The following is a 24051-nucleotide window of genomic DNA, read 5'->3' as shown; positions in this document are numbered from 1 at the left end:
GCGCATGATCCTTCCGAAAGCCGACCCGGTTTTCGGGGCCATGCGTCGGCGCTTCGGAACTGCTTGCTTTTGGGGACCTCGATTATGACTGACATCGTCTGGCGCAGCGTCGCGATCGGTATCGGCGCAACCGCGCTTATGGATGTCTGGGCGATTTTCCTGAACAAGGCGTTTGCTCAACCGCGGCCGAACTGGGGGCTGGTCGGCCGCTGGGTCTGGCATCTCAGGGAAGGCAAGGTCTTCCATGACGACATTGGCGAGGCCTCGCCCTACGCGCATGAATCAGTACTTGGCTGGGCCTTTCATTATGCTGTCGGCATCGTCTACGGCATCATACTGGTCGTGCTGGCCGGAACGGCCTGGCTCACCGCGCCGACCTTTCTGCCAGCCTTTATCCTCGGCATCGTCACCGTCGGCGCCGGGTGGTTTTTGCTGGCGCCCGGCATGGGTGCGGGCTGGGCTGCTTCGAAGCGCCCCAATCCGATGCAGGTCCGCGCCCTCAATCTCGTGTCGCATATGGTGTTTGCAATCGGACTGTTCGGCACCGCCCTTCTGATCCGCTGACACGCCAGCTCAACCGGATCAATAACTCTGGGTCGAGCGCCGAACCTTCTTGGCCGCCGATTGCTTGGACTGGGTGCCTTGCTTCGGCGGCACGGAGGCGAGCACGGGTTTCGCCGACTTCGTCTTGAATGGCGCCATGCCGAGCCGGGCCAATTCATCGGCGCGCTCGTTCTCGGGATGGCCGGCATGGCCCTTGACCCAATGCCAGGTGACCTGGTGGCGGTTGCGCGCCGCGTCGAGCTGCTGCCACAGCTCGGCATTCTTCACCGGCTGCCGGGCGGCGGTCTTCCAGCCGTTGCGCTTCCAGCCATCGATCCAGCCGAAAATGCCGTCCTTGACATAGTTGCTGTCGGTATAGAGGTCGACGACGCAAGGCTCCTTGAGCGCATTGAGCGCCGAGATGGCAGCCAACAACTCCATGCGGTTGTTGGTGGTCAGAGCCTCGCCACCATGGAGCTCCTTGATGGCGCCGTTGAAGCGCAGGATTGCGCCCCAGCCGCCAGGCCCGGGATTGCCCGAACAGGCACCATCGGTGAAGATTTCGACGCGCTTGGTCATGTCAGTCCATATTCGGAAGGAGAGTTGATCGCCCGGTGGAAGCGCATCCGGCGGATATACTCGGTCGGGTCGCGTTTCATCACCAGCCCGCCGTCCGGGACCGTCAGCCAATCGTAGAGCCGGGTCAGCATGAAGCGCAGCGCCGAGCCGCGCGCCAGCATCGGCAGCGCGGCTTTCTCGTCACTGCTCAACGGCCGCACGCTCTGGTAGCCGGCAAGCAGCGCCGTGCCCTTGGTCAGATTGAAGGAAAAATCCTTCTCGAAGCACCAGGCGTTGAGGCACGTGGCAACGTCATAGGCGTAGAGGTCGTTGCAGGCGAAATAGAAGTCGATCAGCCCGGACAGTTTCTCGCCGAGGAAGAACACATTGTCCGGGAAAAGATCAGCATGGATGATGCCTTGCGGCAGACCGTTCGGCCAGTTCCGCTCGAAATCAGCGAAGTCGGCATCGACCTCGGCCGCCAGTCCAGGCTCGACCTCATCGGCGCGGGCGCGGGCGGCATTCCACAGCTTGCGCCAGCCATCGATGGCAAGGGCGTTGGGGCGGGTCATCGGAAAATCCGCGCCGGCGAGATGCAGTGCCGCCAGTGCCTTGCCGACCTCGCCGCAATGCGCAGCCGTCGGCCGCCGCAGCGACAGGCCTTCGAGAAAGGTGATGACGACCGCCGGCCGGCCGGCAAGTGTTCCGATCACACCGCCATCATGTGCGGTGACCGGGAGCGGGCACGAAATGCCCTTTCTGGCCAGGTGGGCCATGAGGCCGAGAAAGAACGGCAGGTCAGCCTTGTCGACGCGCTTCTCGTAAAGCGTCAGGATGTAGGATCCGCTGCTGGTGTGCAGTAGAAAATTCGAGTTTTCGGTGCCTTCGGCGATGCCCTTGTAGGACAAGAGATCGCCGACCGGATAGTTGCTGAGGAACGCGCCGAGTTCGCCCTCATTGACGTCGGTGTAGACCGCCATCGTTGCTACGCAGCCCCGTTGACGAAGGCCATGTCGGCTGCCGTCAGTTCGACATCGCGCAACACCCGCATCACCGGAAAGTCCTCCGTCTCCGTCGCCGTCACGGCCAGCTCGATGGTCACGTCGAAGCGCTGTCTGAAAGCATCGACGATCTCGTCGACGATGATCTCTGGCGCCGAGGCGCCCGCCGACAGGCCGAGCGTCGAAATGCCGGCAATGTCATCCCACGGAATTTCGGAGGCGCGCTGCACGAGAAGCGACATCGAAGCGCCGGCGCGCTCGGCCACTTCGACCAGGCGTCGCGAGTTGGAGGAGTTAGGTGCGCCGACAACCAGGAAGAGATCGGCGCCGGCCGCTGTTTCCTTGACCGCTTCCTGGCGATTGGTGGTGGCATAGCAGATCGATTCCGCCGCCGGCGCATGCAGCTCGGGAAAACGCTGCTGCAGGGCGCGAATGATACCGGCGGTGTCCTCGACCGACAGCGTCGTCTGGGTGACGAAGCCGAGCGCTTGCGGGTCTGCAGGCACGAAGCTTGCGGCGTCGGCTTCGGTCTCGATCAGGGTGACCGCGCCGTCCGGCAACTGGCCCATTGTGCCGATCACCTCCGGGTGCCCGGCATGGCCGATCAAGAGCACGTGGCGGCCAAGCCGCTGATGGCGCATTGCCTGCTTGTGGACTTTCGAGACCAGCGGGCAAGTCGCGTCGAGATAGAACAGGTTGCGGGACTGGGCGTCTGCCGGCACCGATTTCGGCACGCCATGCGCCGAAAAGACGACCGGGCTCTGGCGATGCTCGGGCGGGATCTCGGAGAGCTCCTCGATGAACACTGCGCCGAGGCTTTGCAGCCCTTCGACGACGTAGCGGTTGTGCACGATCTCGTGGCGGACATAGACCGGCGCGCCGTATTTCTTCAGCGCTAGCACGACGATCTGGATGGCACGATCGACGCCCGCACAGAAACCGCGCGGCTGGCAGAGCCGGATGGTCAGCGGTGGCTTTGTGTGAAGCATGATTGCATCTTACGCTGATTGTAGGCCGGTTGATCCGGCTATGACTTCTGAGCTCAAGGCGCGAAATGAGGTGTGCGGCCCTGCCCTGTCAAGGGTTGTGGCGGCGATCATTGGTCTTTCGCCGGGCGGCGGAGCCAGGAGATAAGGACACCGGCAAGGGCGGCGGCAAGGCCGTACCAGGTTATCGCATATTGCAGATGGCTGTTCGGCAGGTCGATGACGGTGACACCGCCAACCGGCAGCCCGCCGGGGTTGGCCGCGGCGTTCGCATCGATGAAGATCGGCACCAGCGCCGCACCTGCCGGCAGGCCGGCGCTCGAGGCCATCGCGTCACGATCTTTCCAGTAGAAGATGTTCTTCTGCGGATCATTGTTGGGAAGCATCATCGAGGGCTTGGCCGACAGCGGGTTGCGGGCGAGCCCCATCACCGTCACTTTGCCCGTCACCTGCCCCTGCGGCCGCTTGGCTGGGTCCTTGAAATCGTAAGGCACGAAGCCGCGGTTGATCAGTACGAAACGGCCATCGTCGAGCTGCAGCGGCGTGAAGACATCGAAGCCGGACTGGCCTTCCCAGGTGGCGAGAAAATGCCGCTCGCCTTGATGCAGGAAAGTGCCGGTCAGCGTTACCGGCGTGTAGTCGACGTCGCCGGTGGCAGCAAACCGCTTTTCGACCTCGGCCAATGGCACAGGCGCCGAATGCGTGCGCTGGTCTATCGTCTGGAGAAGGCCCTCTTTCCAGTGCAGGCGCTGAACCTGCCAAGTGCCGAGCGCCAGCAGGATCAAAAACACGACGATACCCAGGCCGAGCGCCAATGCGCGCTTCGGCCGCGACCGGCCGGCCACCGAACCTGATGCCTCGCTCATTCGCCGCGGTCCAGCCGGCCCTCGGCCGCCTTGTGGCGGTATTGCAGCGTCAGCAGCACGCCCTTGATCAGCCTGAGCGCTGCCAGGCAGAGCACCAGCGTCAGCGGAATCCACAGCAGCAGATGCAGCCAGAGCGGCGGATTGAGCGTCACCTCCATCCACAGCGCCAGGCCGACGACGATGAAGCCGATGATCAGGATAACGAACACCGCCGGCCCGTCGCCGGCATCGGCGAAGGAATAATCGAGGCCGCAATTGGTGCAGCGATTGCCGACCGTGAGGAACCCGGAGAACAGCTTGCCCTCGCCACAGCGGGGGCAGCGGCCATGCAGGCCGGCCGAGATCGCATCGATTGGTGGCCAGATCGCCTTGTCGTCGCTCATGAGGTCATCCTAGGAGCATTTGCCGCAAAAGATAAGGCGGCCACGTCGCCGCAGCCGCCTTGTCGATTTCCTCAGCTCGATCTCAGTGCGGTTCGATCATCGCGCCGTTCGATGCCCAGACGTAGATCGAGGCAAACAGGAACAGCCACACCACGTCGACGAAGTGCCAGTACCAGGCGGCGGCCTCGAAGCCGAAATGCTGCTTGGGCGTGAAGTCGCCCTTCATGGCGCGGATCAGGCAGACCAGCAGGAAGATCGTTCCGATGATGACGTGGAAACCATGGAAGCCGGTCGCCATGAAGAAGGTGGCGCCGTAGATTGAATCCCTGAAGCCGAACGGCGCGTGCATGTACTCGTAGGCCTGCACCATGGTGAACAGCATGCCGAGGCCGACGGTCAGCACCAAGCCATTGATCAGGCCTTTGCGGTCGCCGTGGATGAGCGAGTGGTGCGCCCAGGTCACCGTGGTACCCGACAGAAGCAGGATGACGGTGTTGTAGAGCGGCAGATGGAAGGGGTCGAGAACTTCGAGGCCCTTGGGTGGCCAAACGCCGCCGGTGAAGGCGGTACGGGCGTATTGATGGACCTCGCCCGGAAACAGGCTGGCGTCGAAGAAGGCCCAGAACCAGGCGACGAAGAACATCACCTCGGAGGCGATGAACATGATCATGCCGTAGCGCAGGTGCAGCGACACGACACGGGTGTGGTGTCCCTCATGCGCTTCCTTGATCGTATCCGACCACCACGCGAACATCGTGTAGATGACGATCAACAGGCCGATGAAGAACAGCCATGGATTGGCGACATTGAAACCGAAGATCGGGAAATCGCCGCCCTTGAGGTATTGCATGTAACAGACGCCGCCGAACGCGGTCACCAGCGCCCCGACGGAGCCCAGGAAAGGCCACGGGCTCGGGTCGACGAGGTGGTAGTCATGTTGTGGTTTTGCGTGTGCGTCTGCCATATCAACCCCCGAGGCTTGCTTCGGTATCTGAAATCTTGTTGCGGCGGCCGTCGGCCGGCACCGATGCGACCGGCTTGGTCTTGTCGACCGGGAACATCGTGTAGGACAGGGTAATCGTCTTCAAATCCTTCAGTTCCGGCGCGTTGACGATGTCGGGATCGACATAGAACACGACCGGCATGTCCAGTGTCTCGCCGGGCTTCAGCGTCGTGTCGGTGAAGCAGAAACACTCGACCTTGTTGAAGTAAGGTCCGGCCAGTTCAGGCTGCACGTTGAAGGTGGCGCGTCCGGTGATGGGCCGGCTGAATTTGTTGGTCGCGCTGAAATGCGCCTCGGCGGTCTCGCCGATCTTGATGGTGATCGAGCGGGCGACCGGCTGGAATTGCCAGGGAACGCCGACGGTGTTGGCATCGAAGCGGATGGTGATGTCGCGGTCGAGCACCCGATCGGCATATTGCTGGGTCGCCCGTTTGACGGTGCCGCCGTAGCCTGTCGCCTGGCAGAACATCGCATAGAGCGGCACCGCGGCGTAGGCCATGCCGATCATGCCGCCGAAGAACGCGATGCAGACGCCAGCGACGACGCGGTTCGTATTTTTCTTCGTAGGATCGGTGACTGTTTGCCTGGTCATCGTCAGCTCACATCGAGCCGGGGAAACTGTGACCAAATTTCACGATGGTCGCGACGTAGAATATGACGACCAGCGCCGCCAGCGCGAAACCGATTGCGGCCGAGCGATTGCGGCGGGCCTTCTGCTGACGTTCGGTCAGCGTGACCAGTTCAAGCTTCTTTTCGGCCATGCTCATGCTCCACCGATGGTCAGCGCGCGCGCGACGACGCAATCGCCAAGGTAGGTGGCGAAGATGGCGAAGAGATAAAGCAGCGAATAGCCGAACAAGGCCTTGGCCGGCTTCATCGCCCTGTCGTCATCGGCCATTTGCAGCACCTTCCACGCATACCAGACGAAGCCGGCGCCGAGCAGCAATGCAACGATGCCATAGGCCGGCGTGGTGAAGCCGAGAACCCATGGCAGCACGCCAACCGGCGCGAGGACCAGCGCATAGGCAAAGATCTGGCGTCTGGTCGCGGGATGGCCGGCGACATTCGGCATCATCGGAATACCTGCCTTGGCGTAGTCCTCCGACTTGAACAGCGCGAGCGCCCAGAAATGCGGTGGCGTCCACAGGAAGATGATCAGGAACAGCACCAAGCTTTCGAGGCTGACCGATCCGGTTACCGCCGCCCAGCCGATGACCGGCGGAATGGCACCGGCGGCCCCGCCAATGACAATGTTCTGCGGCGTCCAGCGCTTCAGCCACATCGTATAGATGACGGCATAGAAAAAGATGGTGAAGGCCAGAAGCGACGCTGCCAACCAGTTGACCAGCACGCCGAGCGTCATCACCGACAGAACCGACAGCACCAATCCGAAGCTCAACGCCTCGCCTGGCCGGATGCGGCCGGCCGGCACGGGACGGCCGGCGGTGCGCGTCATCACCGCATCGATGTCTGCGTCGTACCACATGTTGAGCGCACCGGATGCGCCAGCACCAATGGCAATAGCCAGGATCGCGATCACCGCCAGCAGCGGATTGATGGTCACCGGGGCGGCGACCATGCCGACAAACGCGGTGAACACCACCAGCGACATGACGCGCGGCTTCAGCAGGGCGAAGAAATCGCCCGCCGTCGCTTCCGACATGCGGAAGCCCGGCTCGTCAATCAGTCTGTCTTCGGCAAGGGCCATGCGTACTTAAAGTCCATCATTCCGTTGGCCAAAACCGCCGGCCGGCCGGCGGTTCCGTATTAAAGGAGGCAACCGCCTACTTGATCTTCGGCAACTGTTCCCACTGGTGGAACGGCGGCGGCGAAGGCAGCTGCCATTCCAGCGTGGTCGCACCCTCGCCCCAAGGATTGGCGCCGGCGACGCGCTTCTTCTGGAACGCCTCGAAGACGCCGAACAGGAAGATGACGACGCCGACAGCCGAGATGTACGAGCCGTAGGACGACACCATATTCCAGCCGGCGAAGGCATCGGGATAGTCGATATAACGGCGCGGCATACCCGAAAGGCCGAGGAAGTGCTGCGGGAAAAAGACCAGGTTGACGCCGACGAAAGTGACCCAGAAGTGGGTGTTCGCGATCACCGGCGAATACATGTAGCCGGTCATCTTCGGGAACCAGTAGTACCAGCCTGCGAAGATGGCGAAGACCGCGCCCAGCGACAGCACGTAGTGGAAGTGCGCGACCACGAAATAGGTGTCGTGCAGCGGGCGGTCGAGGCCGGCATTGGCCAGCTGCACGCCGGTGACGCCGCCAACGGTGAACAGGAAGATGAAGCCGATCGCCCACAGCATCGGGGTCTTGAGCGAAATCGACCCGCCCCACATAGTGGCGATCCACGAGAAGATCTTCACACCCGTCGGCACCGCGATGACCATGGTGGCAAAGACGAAATAGCGCTGGGTGTCGAGCGACAGGCCCGTCGTGTACATGTGGTGGGCCCAGACGATGAAGCCCACCGCGCCGATGGCAACCATCGCATAGGCCATGCCGAGATAGCCGAACACCGGCTTCCTCGAAAAGGTCGAGATGATGTGGCTGATGATGCCGAAACCCGGCAGGATCAGAATGTAGACCTCCGGATGGCCGAAGAACCAGAACAGGTGCTGGAACAGGATCGGATCGCCGCCGCCGTCCGGGGCGAAGAAGGTGGTGCCGAAATTGCGGTCGGTCAAAAGCATGGTGATGCCGCCGGCCAGCACCGGCAACGACAGCAGCAGCAGGAAGGCCGTGATCAGCACCGACCAGGCGAACAGCGGCATCTTGTGCATGGTCATGCCGGGCGCGCGCATGTTGAAGATGGTGGTGATGAAGTTGATGGCACCAAGAATCGAGGAGGCGCCGGCGATGTGGATTGAAAGAATCGCCAGATCCATGGCCGGCCCAGGCTGGCCCGATGTCGACAGCGGCGGATAAAGCGTCCAGCCGCCGCCGACGCCATAGGCGCCGGGCGCACTCGGGACGAAGGCCGAGAAAATCAGCAGGATGAAAGCCGGCGGCAGCAGCCAGAACGACACGTTATTCATGCGCGGGAAGGCCATATCCGGCGCGCCGATCATGATCGGTACCATCCAGTTGGCAAAGCCGCCGATCAGCGCCGGCATCACCATGAAGAAGATCATGATCAGCGCATGCGCGGTGGTGAAAGCATTGTACATACTCTTGCCGCCGTCGATGGCGGCGTCGCCGTTCATGCCGTAGACCATCTGCGCCAGGCCAGTGAATATCTGGATGCCCGGCTCCTGCAATTCCATGCGCATGACGACCGACAAGGCGCCACCGATGCAGCCCGCCATGATTGCGAAGATCAGATAAAGCGTACCGATGTCCTTGTGGTTGGTCGAATACACCCACCGGACCCAGCCATGATATGGCTTGTGGTCGTGGTCGTCGTGAGCTGCAGCGTCTGCCATGGTCGGCTCCGTTCCCTGAATCTTTTCTGGTCGCGGCATCAGTTGCCGGCGGCCGCTACCTTGTTCGTGCCATCGACCTCGGCCATCAGCGCCTTGTTGGCGCCGGGAAGGTCGGTCTTGGCTGCCGCCAGCCAGGTCTTGTATTGCGCATCGGAGACGACGCGAATGGCGATCGGCATGAAGGCGTGGTCCTTGCCGCAGAGTTCCGAGCACTGGCCGTAATAGAGGCCTTCCTTGTCGGCCTTGAACCACACCTCGTTGATGCGACCCGGCACCGCATCGGTCTTGATGCCGAAGGACGGCATGGCAAAGGCGTGAATGACATCGGTCGCCGTCACCAGCACGCGGGTCATGGTGTTGACCGGCACCACCATCTCATTGTCGACGGCGAGCAGGCGCGGATACGCGGCGCGATCTTCCTTGCCGGCAGCAGCCCTGTCGGCATCCTGAAGGATCGCGGAATTGAAGGAAAGCGTGTTGTCGACCTGGTATTCGTAGTCCCAGTTCCACTGATTGCCGGTCGCCTTGACGGTCAGCTTGGCTTCTTCCGGCGGCGTGTACTGCGCGGTCAGCAGCTGGAACGAGGGAATGGCGAGACAGAGCAGGATGACGACGGGACCGACAGTCCAGATGACCTCGATCAGCGTGTTGTGGCTGGTGCGCGACGGGGTCGGGTTGACGCTCGCCCGGAACCGCAAAATGCAGTAGGCGATCAGAAAAAGCACCAAGGCGGTGATCACAATAATGAACGCGAACGAGTAGTTCCCGAACCATTCGATCTGCCGCATGATGTCGGTTGCCGGAGGCTGAAAACTGGTTTCCCAAGGTTGGGGCTGGGCTGCATGAGCGGATGCAGCGGCAAACAACGTGGCAGCGGCACTAGCTACGATTTTGGCGGTTGCCAGGAATTTTCTCATCGCCCTCGTCATCTCCCAGTTCCTCGCGATCGAACCGCAAGAATGTCGAACAATGCCGGGACGGGAATCCCGGACAATTCAAGGCTGGTTCAAACCATACTCTATTTGCCTCCGCAAGAAGGGAGCGCCGGAACCCGTGCGGCATTTTTGCGCGCAAGCGCGGCGCTGGCTTCGTGCGGTGACAGCTCGCCGCGAATCACCAGAGCGGCATCCGGGTAGAATGAGCCGCGCGGCGCGCGGAACCGTCGCAATTAGGGCGAAATTGGCACAGAAAAGCGCATTGTCGCCTGTGTCGGGGCAGATCGCCGGGGTCTCGTCCTTTACTTGGGTTTAGTGCGGCTTAAAGTGCCGTGATTCGCAATGGAGCCGTCATGAACCCTTGGCTTTCGAGAACCTTGGCGAAGGTCATCCTTGTTGCCGCCGCAATAGCCTTGCCCGGCGCCGGCCTGGCCAATGCCGCGCAGCCAAGCGGCACGGTGAAGTCGACGCATGGAGCGTGGTCGATCATCTGCGATACGCCGGCCGGTGCTACATCCGAACAATGCGTGATGATGCAGAACGTCGTCGCCGAGGACCGCCCGGAAATGGGGCTTTCCGTCGTCGTGCTGCGCACAGCCGACAACAAGGCCGAAATCCTGCGTGTGCTGGCGCCGCTCGGTGTGCTGTTGCCCAACGGCCTCGGCCTCAATGTCGACGGCAAGGATATCGGCCGCGCCTACTTCGTGCGCTGTTTCCAGGACGGCTGTTATGCCGAGGTCATCCTCGAAAAGCCGCTGCTCGACACGCTGAAGACCGGTACGTCCGCGACCTTCATCGTCTTCCAGACACCGGAAGAGGGCATCGGCATTCCCGTCGACCTCAAGGGTTTCGCCGACGGCTTCGCCGCCCTGCCCTGAACGCGGTGCTGTAGCACGATCCAGTGATGTTGACCGGCCGCGGTCACGGCAAGCCTCATTTCAGATTGTCTGCGCGGGCCTTCGCGCCTACATCGTGGGAAACAATCCTCCTGCGAACGGATACGCCATGAACAGCCTGATCGGACAATTCGACATTTCCGACGATCGCATCAAGCAGATCGTCGCCGAGACTATCAACGGCGCCGATGACGGCGAACTGTTTCTCGAATACAGCGAAAGCGAAGCGCTGATGTTCGACAATGGCAAGCTGAAGACAGCGAATTTCAACACCGACCAGGGTTTCGGCCTGCGCGCCGTCGCCGGCGAAGCCAGCGGCTACGCCCATTCCAGCGATCTCTCCGAAGCCTCGCTGCTGCGCGCCGCCGATGCCGTTTCGACGGTGAAGAGCGGCTATTCCGGCACGCTTGCCGCAGCGCCCGCCCGCACCAACCGCCATCTCTACGGCGACGTAAACCCTATCCCCTCGCCTTCCTTCGAGGCCAAGGCCAAGCTGCTTCAGGAAATCGACGCGTGGCTGCGGTCCGAGGATCCGCGCGTCAGGCAGGTGACGGCGTCGCTCGCCGCCTCGTGGCAGCATGTCGAGATCGTGCGCGCCGACGGCCAGATGGTGCGCGACATCCGTCCGCTGGTCAGGATCAACGTGTCGGTGGTGGTCGGCGACGGCGACCGCCAGGAGAGCGGCTCCTACGGCATGGGAGGCCGCAAGGATTTTGGCGAATTCCTGGTCGAGGACAGCTGGCGGCACGCTGCCAAGGAGGCATTGCGGCAAGCGCTCGTCAATCTCGAAGCGGTTCCAGCACCTGCCGGCACTTTCGACATCGTGCTGTCGAGCGGCTGGCCGGGCGTCATGTTGCACGAAGCCGTCGGCCACGGGCTGGAAGGCGATTTCAACCGCAAGAAGACGTCGGCCTTCGCCGGCCTGCTTGGCCAGCAGGTGGCGGCGAAAGGCGTCACCGTCGTTGATGACGGCACCATGCCCGAGCGGCGAGGTTCGCTGACCGTCGACGACGAAGGCACGCCTTCGGCCCATAACGTGCTGATCGACGATGGCAAGCTGGTCGGCTACATGCAGGACCGCCAGAATGCCCGGCTGATGGGCATGAAAGCCACCGGCAACGGGCGGCGCCAAGGATACGCGCACGAGCCGATGCCACGCATGACCAACACCTACATGACAGCAGGCGGCATGGAGCCGGAGGAAATCATCGCCTCGGTCAAGAACGGCATCTATGCCGTGTCGTTCGGCGGCGGCCAGGTCGACATCACTTCAGGCAAGTTCGTGTTCGGCTGCACCGAGGCCTACATGATTGAGAACGGCAAGGTGACGCAACCGATCAAGGGCGCCATGCTGATCGGCAATGGGCCGGATGCCATGCATCGGGTTACGATGATCGGCAACGACATGAAGCTCGACACCGGCATCGGCATGTGCGGCAAGGCCGGACAGGGTGTGCCGGTCGGCGTCGGCCAGCCGCATCTCAGGATGAACCAGATGACGGTCGGCGGCACCAGGGTTTGATCGCGGCTGGCGGCTGGTTTATGTCTTGCGTTCGCTAAAAGGATGCGCGGCGATGCCTACTACGAAAGGACTCACGACCACAGTCTCGGCCGACGGAAGCGTCCTACTGCCCAGCGCGATCCGAGAGCAGAGGCAATGGGCCGCCGGCACATGCCTGCTGGTCGAAGATACTCCGGAGGGCGTGCTGCTGAAGCCGGCGCGGGTCTTTGCCGAGACGCGGCCAGAGGACGTGTTTGGATCCCTGCCCCACAGAAGCAGGCCGAAGACGTTGGAAGAAATGGAGGCGGGTGTGCTCGCCGCAGCTCGAACTGCGCTAAAGCCATGAAGCCGGTGTTTTCGGCAGGCGATGGTCGGGATCGGTGATTTCGAGACCCGGAGCGTCGTTTTCGTTCCAGCGCCACAGCGCGTGCGTCTCGGGCACAAAGCCTCTATCCACGATGTCACGCATGCCCAGCGCGGCACAAAAGCGCGCCACAGGGTGGCTTCAGGCATAGATGCCGGAGCGGACTCCCTCCAGATAGGCAAGCACCTTGTCCGTCTTGCCTTCGCGAACCAGATCGTAGGCGGTCTTTCCGGCCCAACCGGGGATCGGCTGATGCTTGAACCAGATCGCCGCACGTTGTTCATCACCGGCCATCTCGCCGGCCATCGCCAGGATACGGACAATGGGACTCAACGCGGTGTCGACCTTGCGCGCACCGGACTTGGCGGCAAGCGTGTTGCGGGCGATGCCGGTCAGGCCCGCCAGTTCGGTCATAGTGATCCCGAGCAGTTCAGCGACCCGCTTCGGCGAGAGAAACGGCGTCCGCTCCTCGCCGAAGCGCGATGCCGAAATCTCAAAGGCTTTGGTGCTCATTACAATTTCCTAGCACATTTTGAACAACGCACGTTCAAATGCGCGTTGTTGGTGCGCATTTTGACGCCCCCATAAATGCTGCTAGCGCCTTCGCCTCGGCTTCTCCAACAGCGCCACGGCCTCGACATGCGGCGACCACAGAAACTGGTCGATCGGCGTCACGCTCTTCAAGGCGTAGCCGCCATCGAGGAGGATGCGAAGATCCCGCGCCAGCGTTACCGGATTGCAGGACACCGCGGCGACGAGCGGCACGTCGGAGCGCGCGATCTGCTTCGACAGGTCCTCGGCGCCGGCGCGAGGCGGGTCGAAAACTAGGCCGTCAAAGGCATTCAACTCCTTGAATGTGAGCGGCCTCCGGAACAGGTCGCGACGTTCGCCGGTCACCCGCTTCAGGCCGCTGCCGAAACGGAATGCCCGGTCGAGCGCCGCGAGTGCTGCCGCATCGCCTTCCACCGCATGAACCTCCGATCTTGCGGCCAGGCGCAGCGCGAAGCTGCCGCAGCCGGCGAAGAGATCGGCAACCTTTTTGGCACGCGCGAGATGCTGGCCGACAATGTTGGCCATCGCTTGTTCGGCAGCCTCGGTCGCTTGCAGGAAAGCGCCCGGAGGCACTGCGACGGCGACGCCACCAAACAGGACGACCGGTTTCTTTGGTTCGATAATGATCTCGCCGTCGACCGACAGCCTGGCTAGCCCCTCGGCGATGACGAAGTTGGACGCGACGCGGCGCTGGTTCTCGCCGAGCTTGCCGGAATCGTGAACCGCGACATCGAGGCCGGAACCGGTCACCGTCACCGCCATGTGGAACGATTTGGTCGTGGTGCAGATCAGTCCGGCAAGGGCTTTCAAGCGATGGAGCGCAGCGACGATCTGCGGCAGCGAGATCGGGCATTCCTCGATCGAGATGATCTCGGATGACAGCGCGCGAACGAAGCCGAACTGCATTCCCGCCTCGCTCCGCCGGGCGGTGAAGACGACGCGGCGGCGCGTGTGCGGCGCGCACGGCACCAGCGCGCCGACATCGCAAGCGATGCCCTTGCTCTTCAGTGCGTGTACGACCTTTTCGCGCTTCCACCGGTTATAGGCTTCAGTCTCGAGATGCTGGACGGCGCAGCCGCCGCACGCGCCGAAGTGCCGGCACGGCGGATCGACCCGCAGCGGCGAAGCCTCAAGCACCGACATCAAGGTAGCGCGATCTTTCTCCCGCGCGGCGGTGACCACCTCTCCCGGCAGCGCAAACGGAATGAAAACCTCGCCGGTTTCCGTCTCGGCGATGCCGTCGCCCTGCGAGCCCAATTTTGCGATCGTGAAACGGGTGCTCATCGCTTCTGGGTCTCGACGTCCTTGATGCCGCCGAGCAGGAACTCGCGGTTGCCGTCGCCGCCCTCTATCGGCGACAGATGCAGCCCCAGTGAGCGCCAGCCGGGAATGGTGTCGAGCCAGTCCTGCATCAGGCCGGCAATGCGCGCCGCATCATAGGGGTCCTTCAGCAGGCCGCCCTTGCTGATCGCCTCGCGGCCGGCCTCGAATTGCGGCTTGACCAGAAACACGGCTTTTGCGCCGTTCCTGGCCAAGGCAAGCGCCGGCGGCAGCGCCAGTTTCAGCGAGATGAAGCTGACATCCGAGACGATGAAATCCGGCACACGGCCGCCGAGATCGGCGGTAGTCAGTTCGCGCGCATTCAGGCCTTCAATTACCGTCACGCGCGGATCGCCGGCAATGTCGGAGTGCATCTGGCCGTGCCCGACATCGATCGCCATGACATGCGCCGCGCCGCGTTCGAGCAGCACCTGCGTGAAGCCGCCGGTCGAGGCGCCGACATCGAGCGCTTCGCAGCCAGTTGGGTCGAGCGCGAAATGGTCGAGACCAGCCTTCAGCTTCAGCGCGGCGCGCGACACGTAACCTTGCGCCGGATCGTCAACGACGATGTTGCACTCAGGCAGAACGGCCTGGCCCGGCTTGATGGCGACGATGCCGTCGACCGTCACGGTGCCGCGCTCGACCGCGTCGCGGGCACGCGAGCGGCTGGCAAACAGGCCGCGCTGGACGAGCAATTCGTCGAGCCGCTGGCGTATGCTGGCTGGCGGAAGGGAAGTCATCGGCCTTCATGGCGAAAGCCAACGATGATGGCAAGGATATTGGCGATGAGAGAAGGCATAGTTGGAAAAGCGAGTGAACTCATCAGCCGCTGTGCTGTTTGTCAAATCTCGCACGAGACCCGACGCAATGCTAAGAAAGAGATGCCGTTTAGCCGTCGAAACGTGGAGGAGGAACATGCTGACGGGAACCTGCCACTGCGGCGCAGCCCACTGGACCCTGGAGGGCGACCCCGGTTCGATCACTGCCTGCAATTGCACACTTTGCCGTCGTTACGGCACGCTCTGGGCTTACGACTATGTCGACGAACGAATCCGCCTTGCCGGGCCCGTAAGCGCCTATCGGCGCGTCGGAAAGGCTCATCCTTCGCTTGAGATTCTCTTCTGTCCAACGTGCGCTTGCGTCCTGGCATGGCGCGGTGTGCATCCCGATGCGGCTGGGCGCTACCGCATCGCCGTCAATGTGAGGCTTGCGCCGCCCGAGGCTGTCGCCGATCTCCCGATCGACCATTTCGATGGTCTCGATACATTCGAGGATTTGCCGAGAGATGGTCGCTGTGTGCGGGATATGTGGTTCTAGTTTCTAGAGTCTCTTCGGGATCATGCTTTAGAATATGGTCCGCGAAACCCGCCGTTCGACGGCCGGCGTCAGACCGTCGCCGCTGTCGCCGGACACCTGTGTGCGCGGCCGGTCAATGGAACTGGACGCCTTCGGCAAGGTATCGGGCACGACGACCAATTGCGGCGCCTGCTTGTAGGAGAAGCCGCCACGGATTTCGCCGATCTTGCCGGCGACGATCCCCATCACCGCCTCTTCGAGTTTGCGGTCGTAGCGCGTTTCGGCCGCGGCCGACGCGGCGAAGGTGGCCGTTAGCGCGATGCCGCCCAAAAGCGATCTCATTGGTCTTCTTTCCCCTGCCGGTCGCTTTCTAGCAGGGCAGCGTTGAAGAACGGCCAAAGAACACGGTAAGCAAATCGCCAAACGGCTGCGTAATCAGCATCTTACGGCAGTTCGCCGGCGATTTGATTCAAGCAGTTGAGATTTTGATTCAGACTAGCATCTTGCAGCAAAGTCGATCGCTTCGGCGTCGCTGGAATGCGTCCAAGTTAGGCGCGCTGGGCCTGCGCTGTATGCCCCAGCGCCACGAACACGGTGCGCACGATGCCGGCGCTGTCCAGCCCGGCGTCGGCATACATCTTTTCCGGCTTGGCATGGTCGACGAAAGCATCGGGCAGCACCAGCGGGCGCACCTTCAGGCCGCTCTCCAGCAGCCCTTCATGGGCCAGGAACTGCAGCACATGGCTGGCGAAGCCGCCGACCGCGCCCTCTTCCACCGTCACCAGTATCTCGTGCGAACGGGCCAGCCGCCGGATCAGGTCCTCGTCGAGCGGCTTGGCAAAACGGGCATCGGCCACCGTGGTCGAAAGGCCGGCCGCGCCGAGCTCCTCGGCCGCGGCCAGGCAATCCTGCAGCCTGGTGCCGAAGGAAAGCAGCGCAACCTTGGCGCCTTCCCTGACGATCCGGCCCTTGCCGATCTCCAATACCGAGCCGCGTTGCGGCATCTCGACACCAACGCCGTTACCTCGCGGGTAGCGGAAGGCGATCGGGCCGTCATCGTAGCTTGCAGCGGTGCGTACCATGTGGCGCAGTTCGGCCTCATCGGCCGCGGCCATGACGACGAAGCCGGGCAGCGTCGCCAGGAAGGTCGTGTCGAAGGCGCCGCAATGGGTGGCACCATCGGCGCCGACGAAGCCGGCGCGATCGATCGGAAAGCGCACCGGCAATTTCTGGATCGCCACGTCGTGGACGACCTGGTCGTAGGCGCGCTGCAGGAAGGTCGAGTAGATCGCCGCGAAAGGCTTGAAGCCTTCCGTGGCAAGGCCGGCGGCGAAGGTCACCGCATGCTGTTCGGCAATGCCTACATCGAAGGTCCTCGCCGGAAACGCTTCGCCGAAGAGGTCAAGCCCGGTGCCGGTCGGCATGGCGGCGGTGATGGCGACGATGCGGTCGTCCTCTCGGGCCTCCTGGATCAGGCTTTCGGCAAACACCTTGGTGTAGCTCGGCGCATTGGCGGGCGCCTTGGCCTGGGCGCCGGTGATGACGTCGAATTTGTTGACGCCGTGATATTTGTCGGGGGCCGCCTCGGCCGGGGCGTAGCCCTTGCCCTTCTGGGTCACGACATGGATCAGCACCGGGCCGTCGGCATTGTCGCGGACATTCTTCAGCACCGGGATCAGGTGCTCGAGGTTGTGACCGTCGATCGGACCGATGTGGTAGAAACCCATCTCCTCGAACAGCGTGCCGCCGGTGACGTAGCCGCGCGCGTGCTCGACCGCGCGCTTGATGGCGCGATCGGCGCGCTCGCCGAGATAGGACGTCAGCTTCTTGCCGAAATCGCGCAACCCCAGATAGGTCTTGCCGGAGGCGAGCCGCGCCAGATAGGCGCTCATCGCGCCGGTCGGCGGAGCGATCGACATGTCATTGTCGTTCAAGATGACGATCAGCCGGGCATCCAGTGCGCCGGCATTGTTCATCGCCTCATAGGCCATGCCGGCTGACATGGCGCCGTCGCCGATGACGGCAATGACATTGTTGCGGCCATCGGACAGATCGCGCGCCATCGCCATGCCGAGGCCGGCTGAAATCGAGGTTGAGGAGTGGGCTGCGCCGAACGGATCGTATTCGCTCTCGACGCGACGGGTGAAGCCGGACAGGCCGCCCTCCTGCCGCAGCGTGCGGATGCGGTCGCGGCGGCCGGTCAGGATCTTGTGCGGATAGGCCTGGTGGCCGACGTCCCAGATCAGCCGGTCGTCCGGCGTGTTGAAGACGTAGTGCAGCGCGACGGTCAGTTCAACGACGCCAAGGCCGGCGCCGAGATGCCCGCCGGTGTGGGAAACGACGTCGATCAGTTCGGCGCGAAGCTCTGACGCCAGCTGCGGCAGGTCGCCTTCGGCAAGCGTGCGCAAATCGGCTGGGACGCGGACCTTGTCGAGAAGCGGCGTATCGGGCTTTGCGTTCACTGTTTGCGAGCCTGGTCAGATTTTCTGTTCATCGTGAAATATGCCGCTGGCCGGCGAATGTAAATGTGGCGGTAACGCGCATCAGCTTTCGGGCAGCGGGATGAACTCTTGCTCGTCTCCAGGAACGATATCGAAGCGGCCCGTCTTCCATTCTTCTTTCGCCTGTTCGATGCGTTCCTTTGAGGACGATACGAAATTCCACCAGATATAACGTTTCGAACCGAGCGAAGCGCCGCCAAACAGCATGAAATGGGCGCCGCCCTCCGATGAAACAACGATCTCATCGCCGGGCCGGAAAACCAGCAGCCGCTCGGCCGGGGAGCGGTCCCCGGATATCGAAACCTCGCCTTCCAGCGTATAGATGGCGCGCTCCTCGGCATCTGCCGGGATTTTCACGCTGGCACCCGGCGCCAGCCTGAGATCGGCATAAAGCGTGTCCGAAGCGGTGGCGACCGGGGAGCGCAGTCCGGAAAACGCACCGATGACGATACGGCCGCTGACCCCCTCGGCATCGATTTCGGGCAGGCGCAGAGCCGCGGTGTTTTCGAAGACCGGCGCGACCTCCTCCTTGCCATCCGGCAGCGCCAGCCATGTCTGCAGGCCGGAAACCGACATCGGCGCGCCGCGCAGTTCTTCCAGTGTGCGCTCCGAATGGACGATGCCACGGCCGGCGGTCATCAAATTCACATCGCCGGGCTGGATCACCATCTCGGTGCCGAGCGAATCGCGGTGCCTGATCTTGCCGTCGAACAGGTAAGTCACCGTCGACAGGCCGATATGTGGATGCGGGCGCACGTCGAGCGCCTGGCCGGCCCGCAGAACGGCTGGACCCATGCGGTCGAAGAAGATGAAGGGTCCGACCAGCCGGCGCCTGGCCGTCGGCAAGGCGCGGCGAACCTGGAATCCGCCGATGTCCTTGGCGTTCGGAATGACCATCAGTTCGATCTGATCGCTGGCGAAGGCATCGCCCATCTGCGGATCGTTTCCGGGAAAGAAGCTCACGCGGTCCCCTCAGGCGAAGCGAAGTGCAGATTTGGCCTTCGCCTTGGCCGCCACCTCTTCGCGATTGCGCGGATGCTGCGTTGTCTCGAGGCTGTCGAGCAATTCGCGCGCCGAGGCGGCAATGGCCTCGACGGCATGGTCGAACGCATGCTGGTTCTGTTTCGACGGCCGCGTCGTTCCGCTCAGCTTGCGGACAAACTGAAGTGCGGCATCGCGGACCTCGTCATTGGTTGCCGGCGGATCGAAATTGAACAGGGTTTTGATGTTTCTGCACATCGTTCGCAATCTCCTCTCGTCCTGGAGCCGTTTCAAACGGGATGAGTTTTATCCTCAATCATGATGTCCAAAGCCGGTAAGCACAATCGTCGTTCGAGGCCGCGCCTCAATCCGCATCCAGCGGCTCTGTCCCCACCGGCTTGCCGTCGCGCGACAGCCTGATTTTCTCGACCTTGTCCTCGGCCGCTTTCAGCAGCCGATCGCAATGCGCCTTCAGCGCCTCGCCGCGCTCATAAATGCGGATCGACTGGTCGAGCGGCACGTCGCCGCGCTCCAGATCGTCGACGATCCTCTCCAGCGCCTCGAGCGCCTGCTCGAAGCTCATCGCCTTGACGTCCTCGTTGGTCTCACCAGCCATCGTCTATCCCTTCATCAGCCGCCCGACATGCGCGGCTACTGAAAATGCCAATCCCTGCAGATCGTAGCCGCCCTCGAGCAGGCTGACGAGCCGGTTGCCGCTATGGCGTCCGGCGCGTTCGAGCAACTGGCCAGTCGCCCAGTCGAAATCATCCTCGGTCAGGTTGATCTCGGCCAGCGGATCGCGGTGGTGGGCGTCGAAACCGGCGGAGATGATGATGAGGTCGGGCGCAAAATTGTCGAGCGCCGGCAGGACGCGTGACAGAAAGGCGTCGCGGAAAACATCGCTGCCGCTCTGCGGCGCCAGCGGCGCGTTGACGATGTTGCCGGCGCCGGTTTCGCTCACGGCCCCGGTTCCCGGGTAAAGCGGCATCTGGTGTGTCGAGCAATAGAGCACCGACGGATCGTCCCAGAAGATGTCCTGCGTGCCGTTGCCGTGATGCACATCCCAGTCGACGACGGCGACGCGGTCGGCGCCATGGTTCTTCTGCGCGTAGCGCGCCGCGATCGCCGCGGTGTTGAACAGGCAAAAACCCATCGAGGTGGTCTTTTCGGCGTGATGGCCGGGCGGCCGCGCGGCGACGAAGACGTTGTCGGCACGGCCGGTGAAGACGTCGTCGACCGCGGCGTTGGCAGCCCCGATCGCGGTCACGGCCGCCTGCCAGCTCTTCGGGCTGGCGGTGGTGTCGGCGTCGATACGGGCGATGCCGGTGTCCGGTATCGCTGCGCGGACACGTTCGACGAATTCGGGCGGATGCGCGTAGAGGATGGTTGCCTCGTCGCCTTCAGGCGCCTGGACGCGATCGAGCGCCGCGAAGGCCTCGTCGTCAAGCACACGCTCTATGGCGCGCAGACGGTCCGGCCGCTCCGGATGACCGGGCGGTGTTATGTGCTCGAGGAAAATCGGATGGGTGTAAAGTCTCGTGACCATGCCCCCGATATAGGCGCGCCTTACCGCTTTGGCCATGTTTTCGCGTGTCGCTGGTGCGATGTTCAACAGGGTTTACGCGGCTGGCCTCGGCTGGATCGAGCCGTCTGACATTGGCGAAAAGATGACCTCAGGCCGGTGATCGGTCAACCTCGGGCTGAATCGCCGACAGGCGATCAGGTTGATGCAGCCTGCCGGTGCGATTGAGCAGCCCTTCCAGAAGAACCTTGAACGCCTTCACTGCCTTCTTCGATGTCGCTTCGGGATCGTTCGAATTCGCGATCCACTGCGCCGCATGCAACGAGGCGCCGCTGACCAGCCTTGCCGCGGCTTCGGGATCGACGGCGAGAATTGTCCCCTTGTCGCTCAGTCTTTGCAGGCTCTCTGTCATCGAACGGATGCATGTGCTCTGGCTTGGCCATTGCGATGGATCGCCGAGCACCGCCGGCCCGTCACGAAGCACGATACGCTGGATCTCGGGCTCCAGCGCCATCTCGATATAGGCGGTGCATTCGTCGACAAAGCCCTGCCAGAGATCGTCCGGCTTGGCCGAAACGACCTTCAGCCGGGCCGACATTTCGGCGTCGATCTCGGCGATGACCGCCTGGAGAAGGCCCTTCTTGTCGCCGAAATGGTGATAGAGCGCACCGCGCGTCAGCCCGGCCGATGCCGTGAAGTCATCCATCGAGGCTTCGGCATAGCCGAGCGTGCCGAAGGCCTGGCGCGCCGCGGCAATCAGTTTGGCGCGGGTCTCGGCAATCATTTCCTTGCGCGGTCTGTGCATGCTCTGGCCCTATTAACATACGCTTCGTATGCCAATTGACATACGCAGCGTATGATCTATTTAAACTCATACGCTACGTATGTAATCGCCGAACCGGCCGTTGTCGAGGAGCCAGACCATGCAAAATCCCTATTCGCAGATCTTTCGCGCGTCCGGCGCCAAGGGCTTTGCCGCCGCCGGCTTCGTTGCCCGGCTGCCGATCGCCATGGCTCCGATCGGGATCGTCGCGATGCTGTCGCAGACCGATGGCGAATACTGGCTGGCCGGCGCCGTCTCCGCGACATATGCGCTGGCCAACGCTTTCGTCGCCCCGCAGGTATCGCGACTGGTGGACCGCCTCGGCCAGACGCGGATCGTGGTGCCGACCACCGTGATTTCCACGCTCGCTTTCGCGATCCTGATTGCGGCGGCCAATCAGCATTGGCCGATATGGACGCTATTCGTCTCGGCGCTGCTCGCCGCCATCATGCCCAGTATCCCGGCAATGGTGCGCGCACGCTGGACCGAGATTTTTCGCAACCGCCCCGAACTGAACACGGCGTTCGCCTTCGAGTCGGCGGCGGACGAACTGGTCTACATCGCCGGCGCATCGCTGTCGGTAGGGCTGAGCGTCGCGCTTTTCCCCGAGGCGGGAGTGCTCGCGAGCACATTGTTCCTCGCCTTCGGTTCGACGGCCTTCATCCTGCAGCGCTCGACCGAACCGCGAGCCCGACCGGTGGAACATGGTTCAGGCGGCTCGGCAATCCGCCTGCGGCCGGTCCAGGTCATCACCTTGGCCCTGATCTTCATAGGCGCGACCTTCGCCACCACGGAGGTGAGCACGGTGGCGATCACCAAGGAGCTTGGCCAGCCGGGGGCCGCCAGCTTCGTCATTGGCGTCTACGCGCTCGGATCGTTCGTCGTCGGCATCATCATCGGCGCCCTGAACCTGAAAGTGCCGCTGCAAATTCAGCTTGCCATCGCAATCGCCATCATTGCGCTTACCACGCTGCCGCTGCTCGTAGCCGACACCGTGCCGCTGCTGGCACTGGCCGTCTTCGTCAGCGGCGTGGCGATCTCGCCGACCTTCATCACGGCATTCGGCCTGATCGAGCGGCGCGTGCCCGAGGCGGTGCTGACCGAGGGCGTGACCTGGGTGATGACCGGCATCGGCATCGGCATGGCGCTCGGCTCGTTCGCCGCCGGCTGGGTGGTGGACGCTTTCGGCGCGCAGAACGGGTTCTGGGTATCGGTGGCATCAGGCACAATCGCGCTGGTCATCGTGCTCGCCGGCCAGCGCAGCCTTGCCGCGCCGGACTGCGACATGGCTGCATGCGACGCAGCCGCGGTCGCTGCGGAATAGTTTCCGGTGCGTCCGGTCCCGAGGCGGGGCCGGACGCATACCAGCAGCGTGAGAATGGCCTAAAGAATCTCGGTCTTGGCGATGTGGATACCAAAACCTTCGAGGCCGACATAATGGCGCTCGCGCGAGGCGATCAGATTGATCGAGGAAATGCCGAGATCCTTGAGGATTTGCGCGCCGAGGCCGATCTCACGCCATTCGTTCTCGCGCCGGCGCGCCTCTTCATGATCCTCTCGGTCACCGGCAGCCGGCCGCTTGCGTTCCTGATGGGCGACGCCGACCGAGCCTTCGCGCAGATAGACGATGACGCCGCGCTTGCGCTCGCCCATCGCCTTCATGATGGCGTCCAGCCTGTGGCTGGTCCCGAAGACGTCGCTGACCACGTCTTCGGAATGAAGGCGCACCGGCACCTCGATGCCGTCACGGATGTCGCCGAAGACGACCGCCACGTGATGCATGGAATCCCAGGGCAGCGTATAGGTGAAGACCTGCGCCTTGCCGCCGGGCGTCTCGATGTCGGAACAGGCGACGCGTTCGACCAGCGTTTCCTTGCGTTGCCGGTAGGCGATGAGGTCGGCAACCGAGATCTGCTTCAACCCGTGGTTTTCGGCGAAGGCCTGCACCTGCGGCCCCCGCTTGACGGTGCCGTCATCATTGACCAGCTCGGAAATGACGCCGACCGGCGGCAGGCCGGCGAGTTTGCAGAGATCGACCGCGGCTTCGGTATGGCCCGAACGCATGAGCACGCCGCCTTCGCGCGCGATCAGCGGAAAGATGTGGCCGGGGCGCACGAAATCGGACGCGCCGACATTGCCATTGGCGAGATTGCGCACTGTCAGCGTGCGATCGTCCGCCGAAATGCCGGTCGTGGTGCCGTGCTTGAAGTCGACGCTGACGGTAAACGCGGTGGTGTGGGCAGAATCATTGTCCGCCACCATCGGCGACAGGTTGAGCCGCTTGGCTTCCTCGCGCGGCATCGGGGTGCAGACGATGCCTGACGTATTGCGGACGATGAACGCCATCTTTTCCGGCGTGCAATGGACGGCGGCGACGATCAGGTCGCCCTCGTTCTCGCGCCCGTCATCGTCCATGACGACGACAATCTCGCCGCGCTCGAAGGCGCGCAGGGCTTCAACGATCTTCTTCTGGTCGTAAGGCATGGACGCTCGTTTCACTCGCAGGGAATAGGGGAGTAAGGGAGTAGGGCAGTATGGGAGTAGGGAAAAGGAAAAAATTGCTGTCGCCGGAGCTGCGTGCCT

28 protein-coding genes and 1 pseudogene are annotated in these 24051 nt (G+C 63.0%); 6 read left to right on the top strand and 23 right to left on the bottom strand.

Going from position 1 to position 24051, the window contains the following annotated elements:
- Window positions 1-84: 84 nt before the first annotated feature.
- Window positions 85-564 (top strand): DUF2938 domain-containing protein, encoded by a 480-nt coding sequence (locus tag AC0L2Y_RS01855; protein ID WP_473553401.1) that lies wholly within the window; start codon window positions 85-87, stop codon window positions 562-564.
- A gap of 18 nt (window positions 565-582) precedes the next feature.
- Here the strand turns inward: AC0L2Y_RS01855 and rnhA are convergent, their stop codons facing one another.
- The 11 genes from rnhA to coxB all read right to left on the bottom strand — a co-directional run bounded on the left by rnhA (window position 583) and on the right by coxB (window position 9694).
- Complete coding sequence (gene rnhA, locus AC0L2Y_RS01850) at window positions 583-1122, bottom strand: ribonuclease HI (protein WP_352489622.1); 540 nt, start codon at window positions 1120-1122, stop codon at window positions 583-585.
- On the bottom strand, window positions 1119-2081 hold the full coding sequence (locus AC0L2Y_RS01845) for a homoserine kinase (protein ID WP_473553399.1): 963 nt from the start codon (window positions 2079-2081) through the stop codon (window positions 1119-1121). The genes rnhA and AC0L2Y_RS01845 overlap by 4 nt, the downstream gene beginning before the upstream one ends.
- Window positions 2082-2086: 5 nt before the next feature.
- Window positions 2087-3091, bottom strand: coding sequence for a 4-hydroxy-3-methylbut-2-enyl diphosphate reductase (gene ispH / locus AC0L2Y_RS01840; RefSeq protein WP_352489619.1), 1005 nt, complete (start codon window positions 3089-3091; stop codon window positions 2087-2089).
- A 107-nt stretch (window positions 3092-3198) separates the two neighbouring features.
- Window positions 3199-3954 carry an SURF1 family protein gene (locus tag AC0L2Y_RS01835; protein WP_473553398.1) on the bottom strand — a complete coding sequence of 252 codons (756 nt, stop codon included), beginning with the start codon at window positions 3952-3954 and terminating at the stop codon, window positions 3199-3201.
- Window positions 3951-4337, bottom strand: a complete 387-nt coding sequence (locus AC0L2Y_RS01830; RefSeq protein ID WP_352489617.1) for a DUF983 domain-containing protein — start codon at window positions 4335-4337, stop codon at window positions 3951-3953. Before AC0L2Y_RS01830 ends, AC0L2Y_RS01835 begins: the two co-directional genes overlap by 4 nt.
- Before the next feature lie 82 nt (window positions 4338-4419).
- Window positions 4420-5301, bottom strand: coding sequence for a cytochrome c oxidase subunit 3 (locus tag AC0L2Y_RS01825; RefSeq protein WP_023674137.1), 882 nt, complete (start codon window positions 5299-5301; stop codon window positions 4420-4422).
- Window position 5302: 1 nt separating this feature from the next.
- Window positions 5303-5932: a cytochrome c oxidase assembly protein gene (locus tag AC0L2Y_RS01820; RefSeq protein ID WP_473553396.1), complete on the bottom strand. Its 630-nt coding sequence runs from the start codon at window positions 5930-5932 to the stop codon at window positions 5303-5305.
- A 7-nt stretch (window positions 5933-5939) separates the two neighbouring features.
- On the bottom strand, window positions 5940-6101 hold the full coding sequence (locus AC0L2Y_RS01815) for a hypothetical protein (protein ID WP_198023516.1): 162 nt from the start codon (window positions 6099-6101) through the stop codon (window positions 5940-5942).
- Between the two features lie 2 nt (window positions 6102-6103).
- On the bottom strand, window positions 6104-7048 hold the full coding sequence (locus AC0L2Y_RS01810) for a heme o synthase (RefSeq protein WP_352476672.1): 945 nt from the start codon (window positions 7046-7048) through the stop codon (window positions 6104-6106).
- 76 nt (window positions 7049-7124) lie between these two features.
- On the bottom strand, window positions 7125-8777 hold the full coding sequence (gene ctaD, locus AC0L2Y_RS01805; protein WP_292657466.1) for a cytochrome c oxidase subunit I: 1653 nt from the start codon (window positions 8775-8777) through the stop codon (window positions 7125-7127).
- Window positions 8778-8815: 38 nt separating this feature from the next.
- Entirely contained in the window at window positions 8816-9694 is an 879-nt protein-coding gene (coxB, locus tag AC0L2Y_RS01800) for a cytochrome c oxidase subunit II (protein ID WP_352489615.1), read from the bottom strand.
- Window positions 9695-10065: 371 nt separating this feature from the next.
- Between coxB and AC0L2Y_RS01795 the strand changes: the two genes are divergently transcribed.
- From AC0L2Y_RS01795 to AC0L2Y_RS01785, 3 genes are all read left to right on the top strand, one after another.
- Entirely contained in the window at window positions 10066-10590 is a 525-nt protein-coding gene (locus tag AC0L2Y_RS01795) for an invasion associated locus B family protein (protein ID WP_254818452.1), read from the top strand.
- A 127-nt stretch (window positions 10591-10717) separates the two neighbouring features.
- On the top strand, window positions 10718-12130 hold the full coding sequence (gene tldD, locus AC0L2Y_RS01790; RefSeq protein WP_352489613.1) for a metalloprotease TldD: 1413 nt from the start codon (window positions 10718-10720) through the stop codon (window positions 12128-12130).
- Between the two features lie 52 nt (window positions 12131-12182).
- Window positions 12183-12455 carry an AbrB/MazE/SpoVT family DNA-binding domain-containing protein gene (locus AC0L2Y_RS01785; protein ID WP_473553394.1) on the top strand — a complete coding sequence of 91 codons (273 nt, stop codon included), beginning with the start codon at window positions 12183-12185 and terminating at the stop codon, window positions 12453-12455.
- On the opposite strand, the pseudogene AC0L2Y_RS01780 reads toward AC0L2Y_RS01785, so the two are convergent.
- From AC0L2Y_RS01780 to AC0L2Y_RS01765, 4 genes and pseudogenes are all read right to left on the bottom strand, one after another.
- A pseudogene (locus tag AC0L2Y_RS01780) lies at window positions 12444-12575 on the bottom strand (RES family NAD+ phosphorylase); the annotation flags it as partial. The gene AC0L2Y_RS01785 and the pseudogene AC0L2Y_RS01780 sit on opposite strands and share 12 nt — an antisense overlap.
- Window positions 12576-12614: 39 nt before the next feature.
- Entirely contained in the window at window positions 12615-12986 is a 372-nt protein-coding gene (locus tag AC0L2Y_RS01775; RefSeq protein ID WP_473553392.1) for an antitoxin Xre/MbcA/ParS toxin-binding domain-containing protein, read from the bottom strand.
- Window positions 12987-13067: 81 nt separating this feature from the next.
- Window positions 13068-14309 carry a class I SAM-dependent RNA methyltransferase gene (locus tag AC0L2Y_RS01770; protein ID WP_473553390.1) on the bottom strand — a complete coding sequence of 414 codons (1242 nt, stop codon included), beginning with the start codon at window positions 14307-14309 and terminating at the stop codon, window positions 13068-13070.
- Complete coding sequence (locus AC0L2Y_RS01765; RefSeq protein ID WP_352489609.1) at window positions 14306-15085, bottom strand: TlyA family RNA methyltransferase; 780 nt, start codon at window positions 15083-15085, stop codon at window positions 14306-14308. The genes AC0L2Y_RS01770 and AC0L2Y_RS01765 overlap by 4 nt, the downstream gene beginning before the upstream one ends.
- A 175-nt stretch (window positions 15086-15260) precedes the next feature.
- Between AC0L2Y_RS01765 and AC0L2Y_RS01760 the strand changes: the two genes are divergently transcribed.
- Window positions 15261-15662 carry a GFA family protein gene (locus tag AC0L2Y_RS01760; protein WP_352489608.1) on the top strand — a complete coding sequence of 134 codons (402 nt, stop codon included), beginning with the start codon at window positions 15261-15263 and terminating at the stop codon, window positions 15660-15662.
- 27 nt (window positions 15663-15689) lie between these two features.
- Here AC0L2Y_RS01760 and AC0L2Y_RS01755 read toward each other — a convergent pair whose 3' ends face one another.
- The 7 genes from AC0L2Y_RS01755 to AC0L2Y_RS01725 all read right to left on the bottom strand — a co-directional run bounded on the left by AC0L2Y_RS01755 (window position 15690) and on the right by AC0L2Y_RS01725 (window position 21450).
- Complete coding sequence (locus AC0L2Y_RS01755) at window positions 15690-15983, bottom strand: hypothetical protein (RefSeq protein ID WP_352489607.1); 294 nt, start codon at window positions 15981-15983, stop codon at window positions 15690-15692.
- Window positions 15984-16189: 206 nt separating this feature from the next.
- Entirely contained in the window at window positions 16190-18103 is a 1914-nt protein-coding gene (dxs, locus tag AC0L2Y_RS01750; protein ID WP_473553388.1) for a 1-deoxy-D-xylulose-5-phosphate synthase, read from the bottom strand.
- A gap of 81 nt (window positions 18104-18184) precedes the next feature.
- Window positions 18185-19105, bottom strand: coding sequence for a pirin family protein (locus AC0L2Y_RS01745; RefSeq protein WP_473553386.1), 921 nt, complete (start codon window positions 19103-19105; stop codon window positions 18185-18187).
- Between the two features lie 9 nt (window positions 19106-19114).
- Window positions 19115-19381, bottom strand: a complete 267-nt coding sequence (locus AC0L2Y_RS01740; RefSeq protein WP_023716908.1) for a DUF2277 domain-containing protein — start codon at window positions 19379-19381, stop codon at window positions 19115-19117.
- A gap of 106 nt (window positions 19382-19487) precedes the next feature.
- Window positions 19488-19739, bottom strand: coding sequence for an exodeoxyribonuclease VII small subunit (locus tag AC0L2Y_RS01735; RefSeq protein WP_031211056.1), 252 nt, complete (start codon window positions 19737-19739; stop codon window positions 19488-19490).
- 3 nt (window positions 19740-19742) lie between these two features.
- Complete coding sequence (locus tag AC0L2Y_RS01730) at window positions 19743-20669, bottom strand: histone deacetylase family protein (protein ID WP_473553681.1); 927 nt, start codon at window positions 20667-20669, stop codon at window positions 19743-19745.
- Between the two features lie 127 nt (window positions 20670-20796).
- Window positions 20797-21450, bottom strand: coding sequence for a TetR/AcrR family transcriptional regulator (locus AC0L2Y_RS01725; protein ID WP_473553385.1), 654 nt, complete (start codon window positions 21448-21450; stop codon window positions 20797-20799).
- A gap of 118 nt (window positions 21451-21568) precedes the next feature.
- On the opposite strand from AC0L2Y_RS01725, the gene AC0L2Y_RS01720 reads away from it, so the two are divergent.
- On the top strand, window positions 21569-22792 hold the full coding sequence (locus tag AC0L2Y_RS01720; protein ID WP_473553383.1) for an MFS transporter: 1224 nt from the start codon (window positions 21569-21571) through the stop codon (window positions 22790-22792).
- Window positions 22793-22851: 59 nt separating this feature from the next.
- On the opposite strand, the gene ribB is transcribed toward AC0L2Y_RS01720, so the two are convergent.
- Window positions 22852-23952 (bottom strand): 3,4-dihydroxy-2-butanone-4-phosphate synthase, encoded by a 1101-nt coding sequence (gene ribB, locus AC0L2Y_RS01715; protein WP_473553382.1) that lies wholly within the window; start codon window positions 23950-23952, stop codon window positions 22852-22854.
- Window positions 23953-24051 lie beyond the last annotated feature (99 nt).

It is taken from the genome of Mesorhizobium sp. WSM4830 (assembly GCF_055811495.1).
The sequence above is the reverse complement of the archived record's forward strand: the minus strand, read 5'-3'. Positions and strand labels throughout refer to the sequence as shown.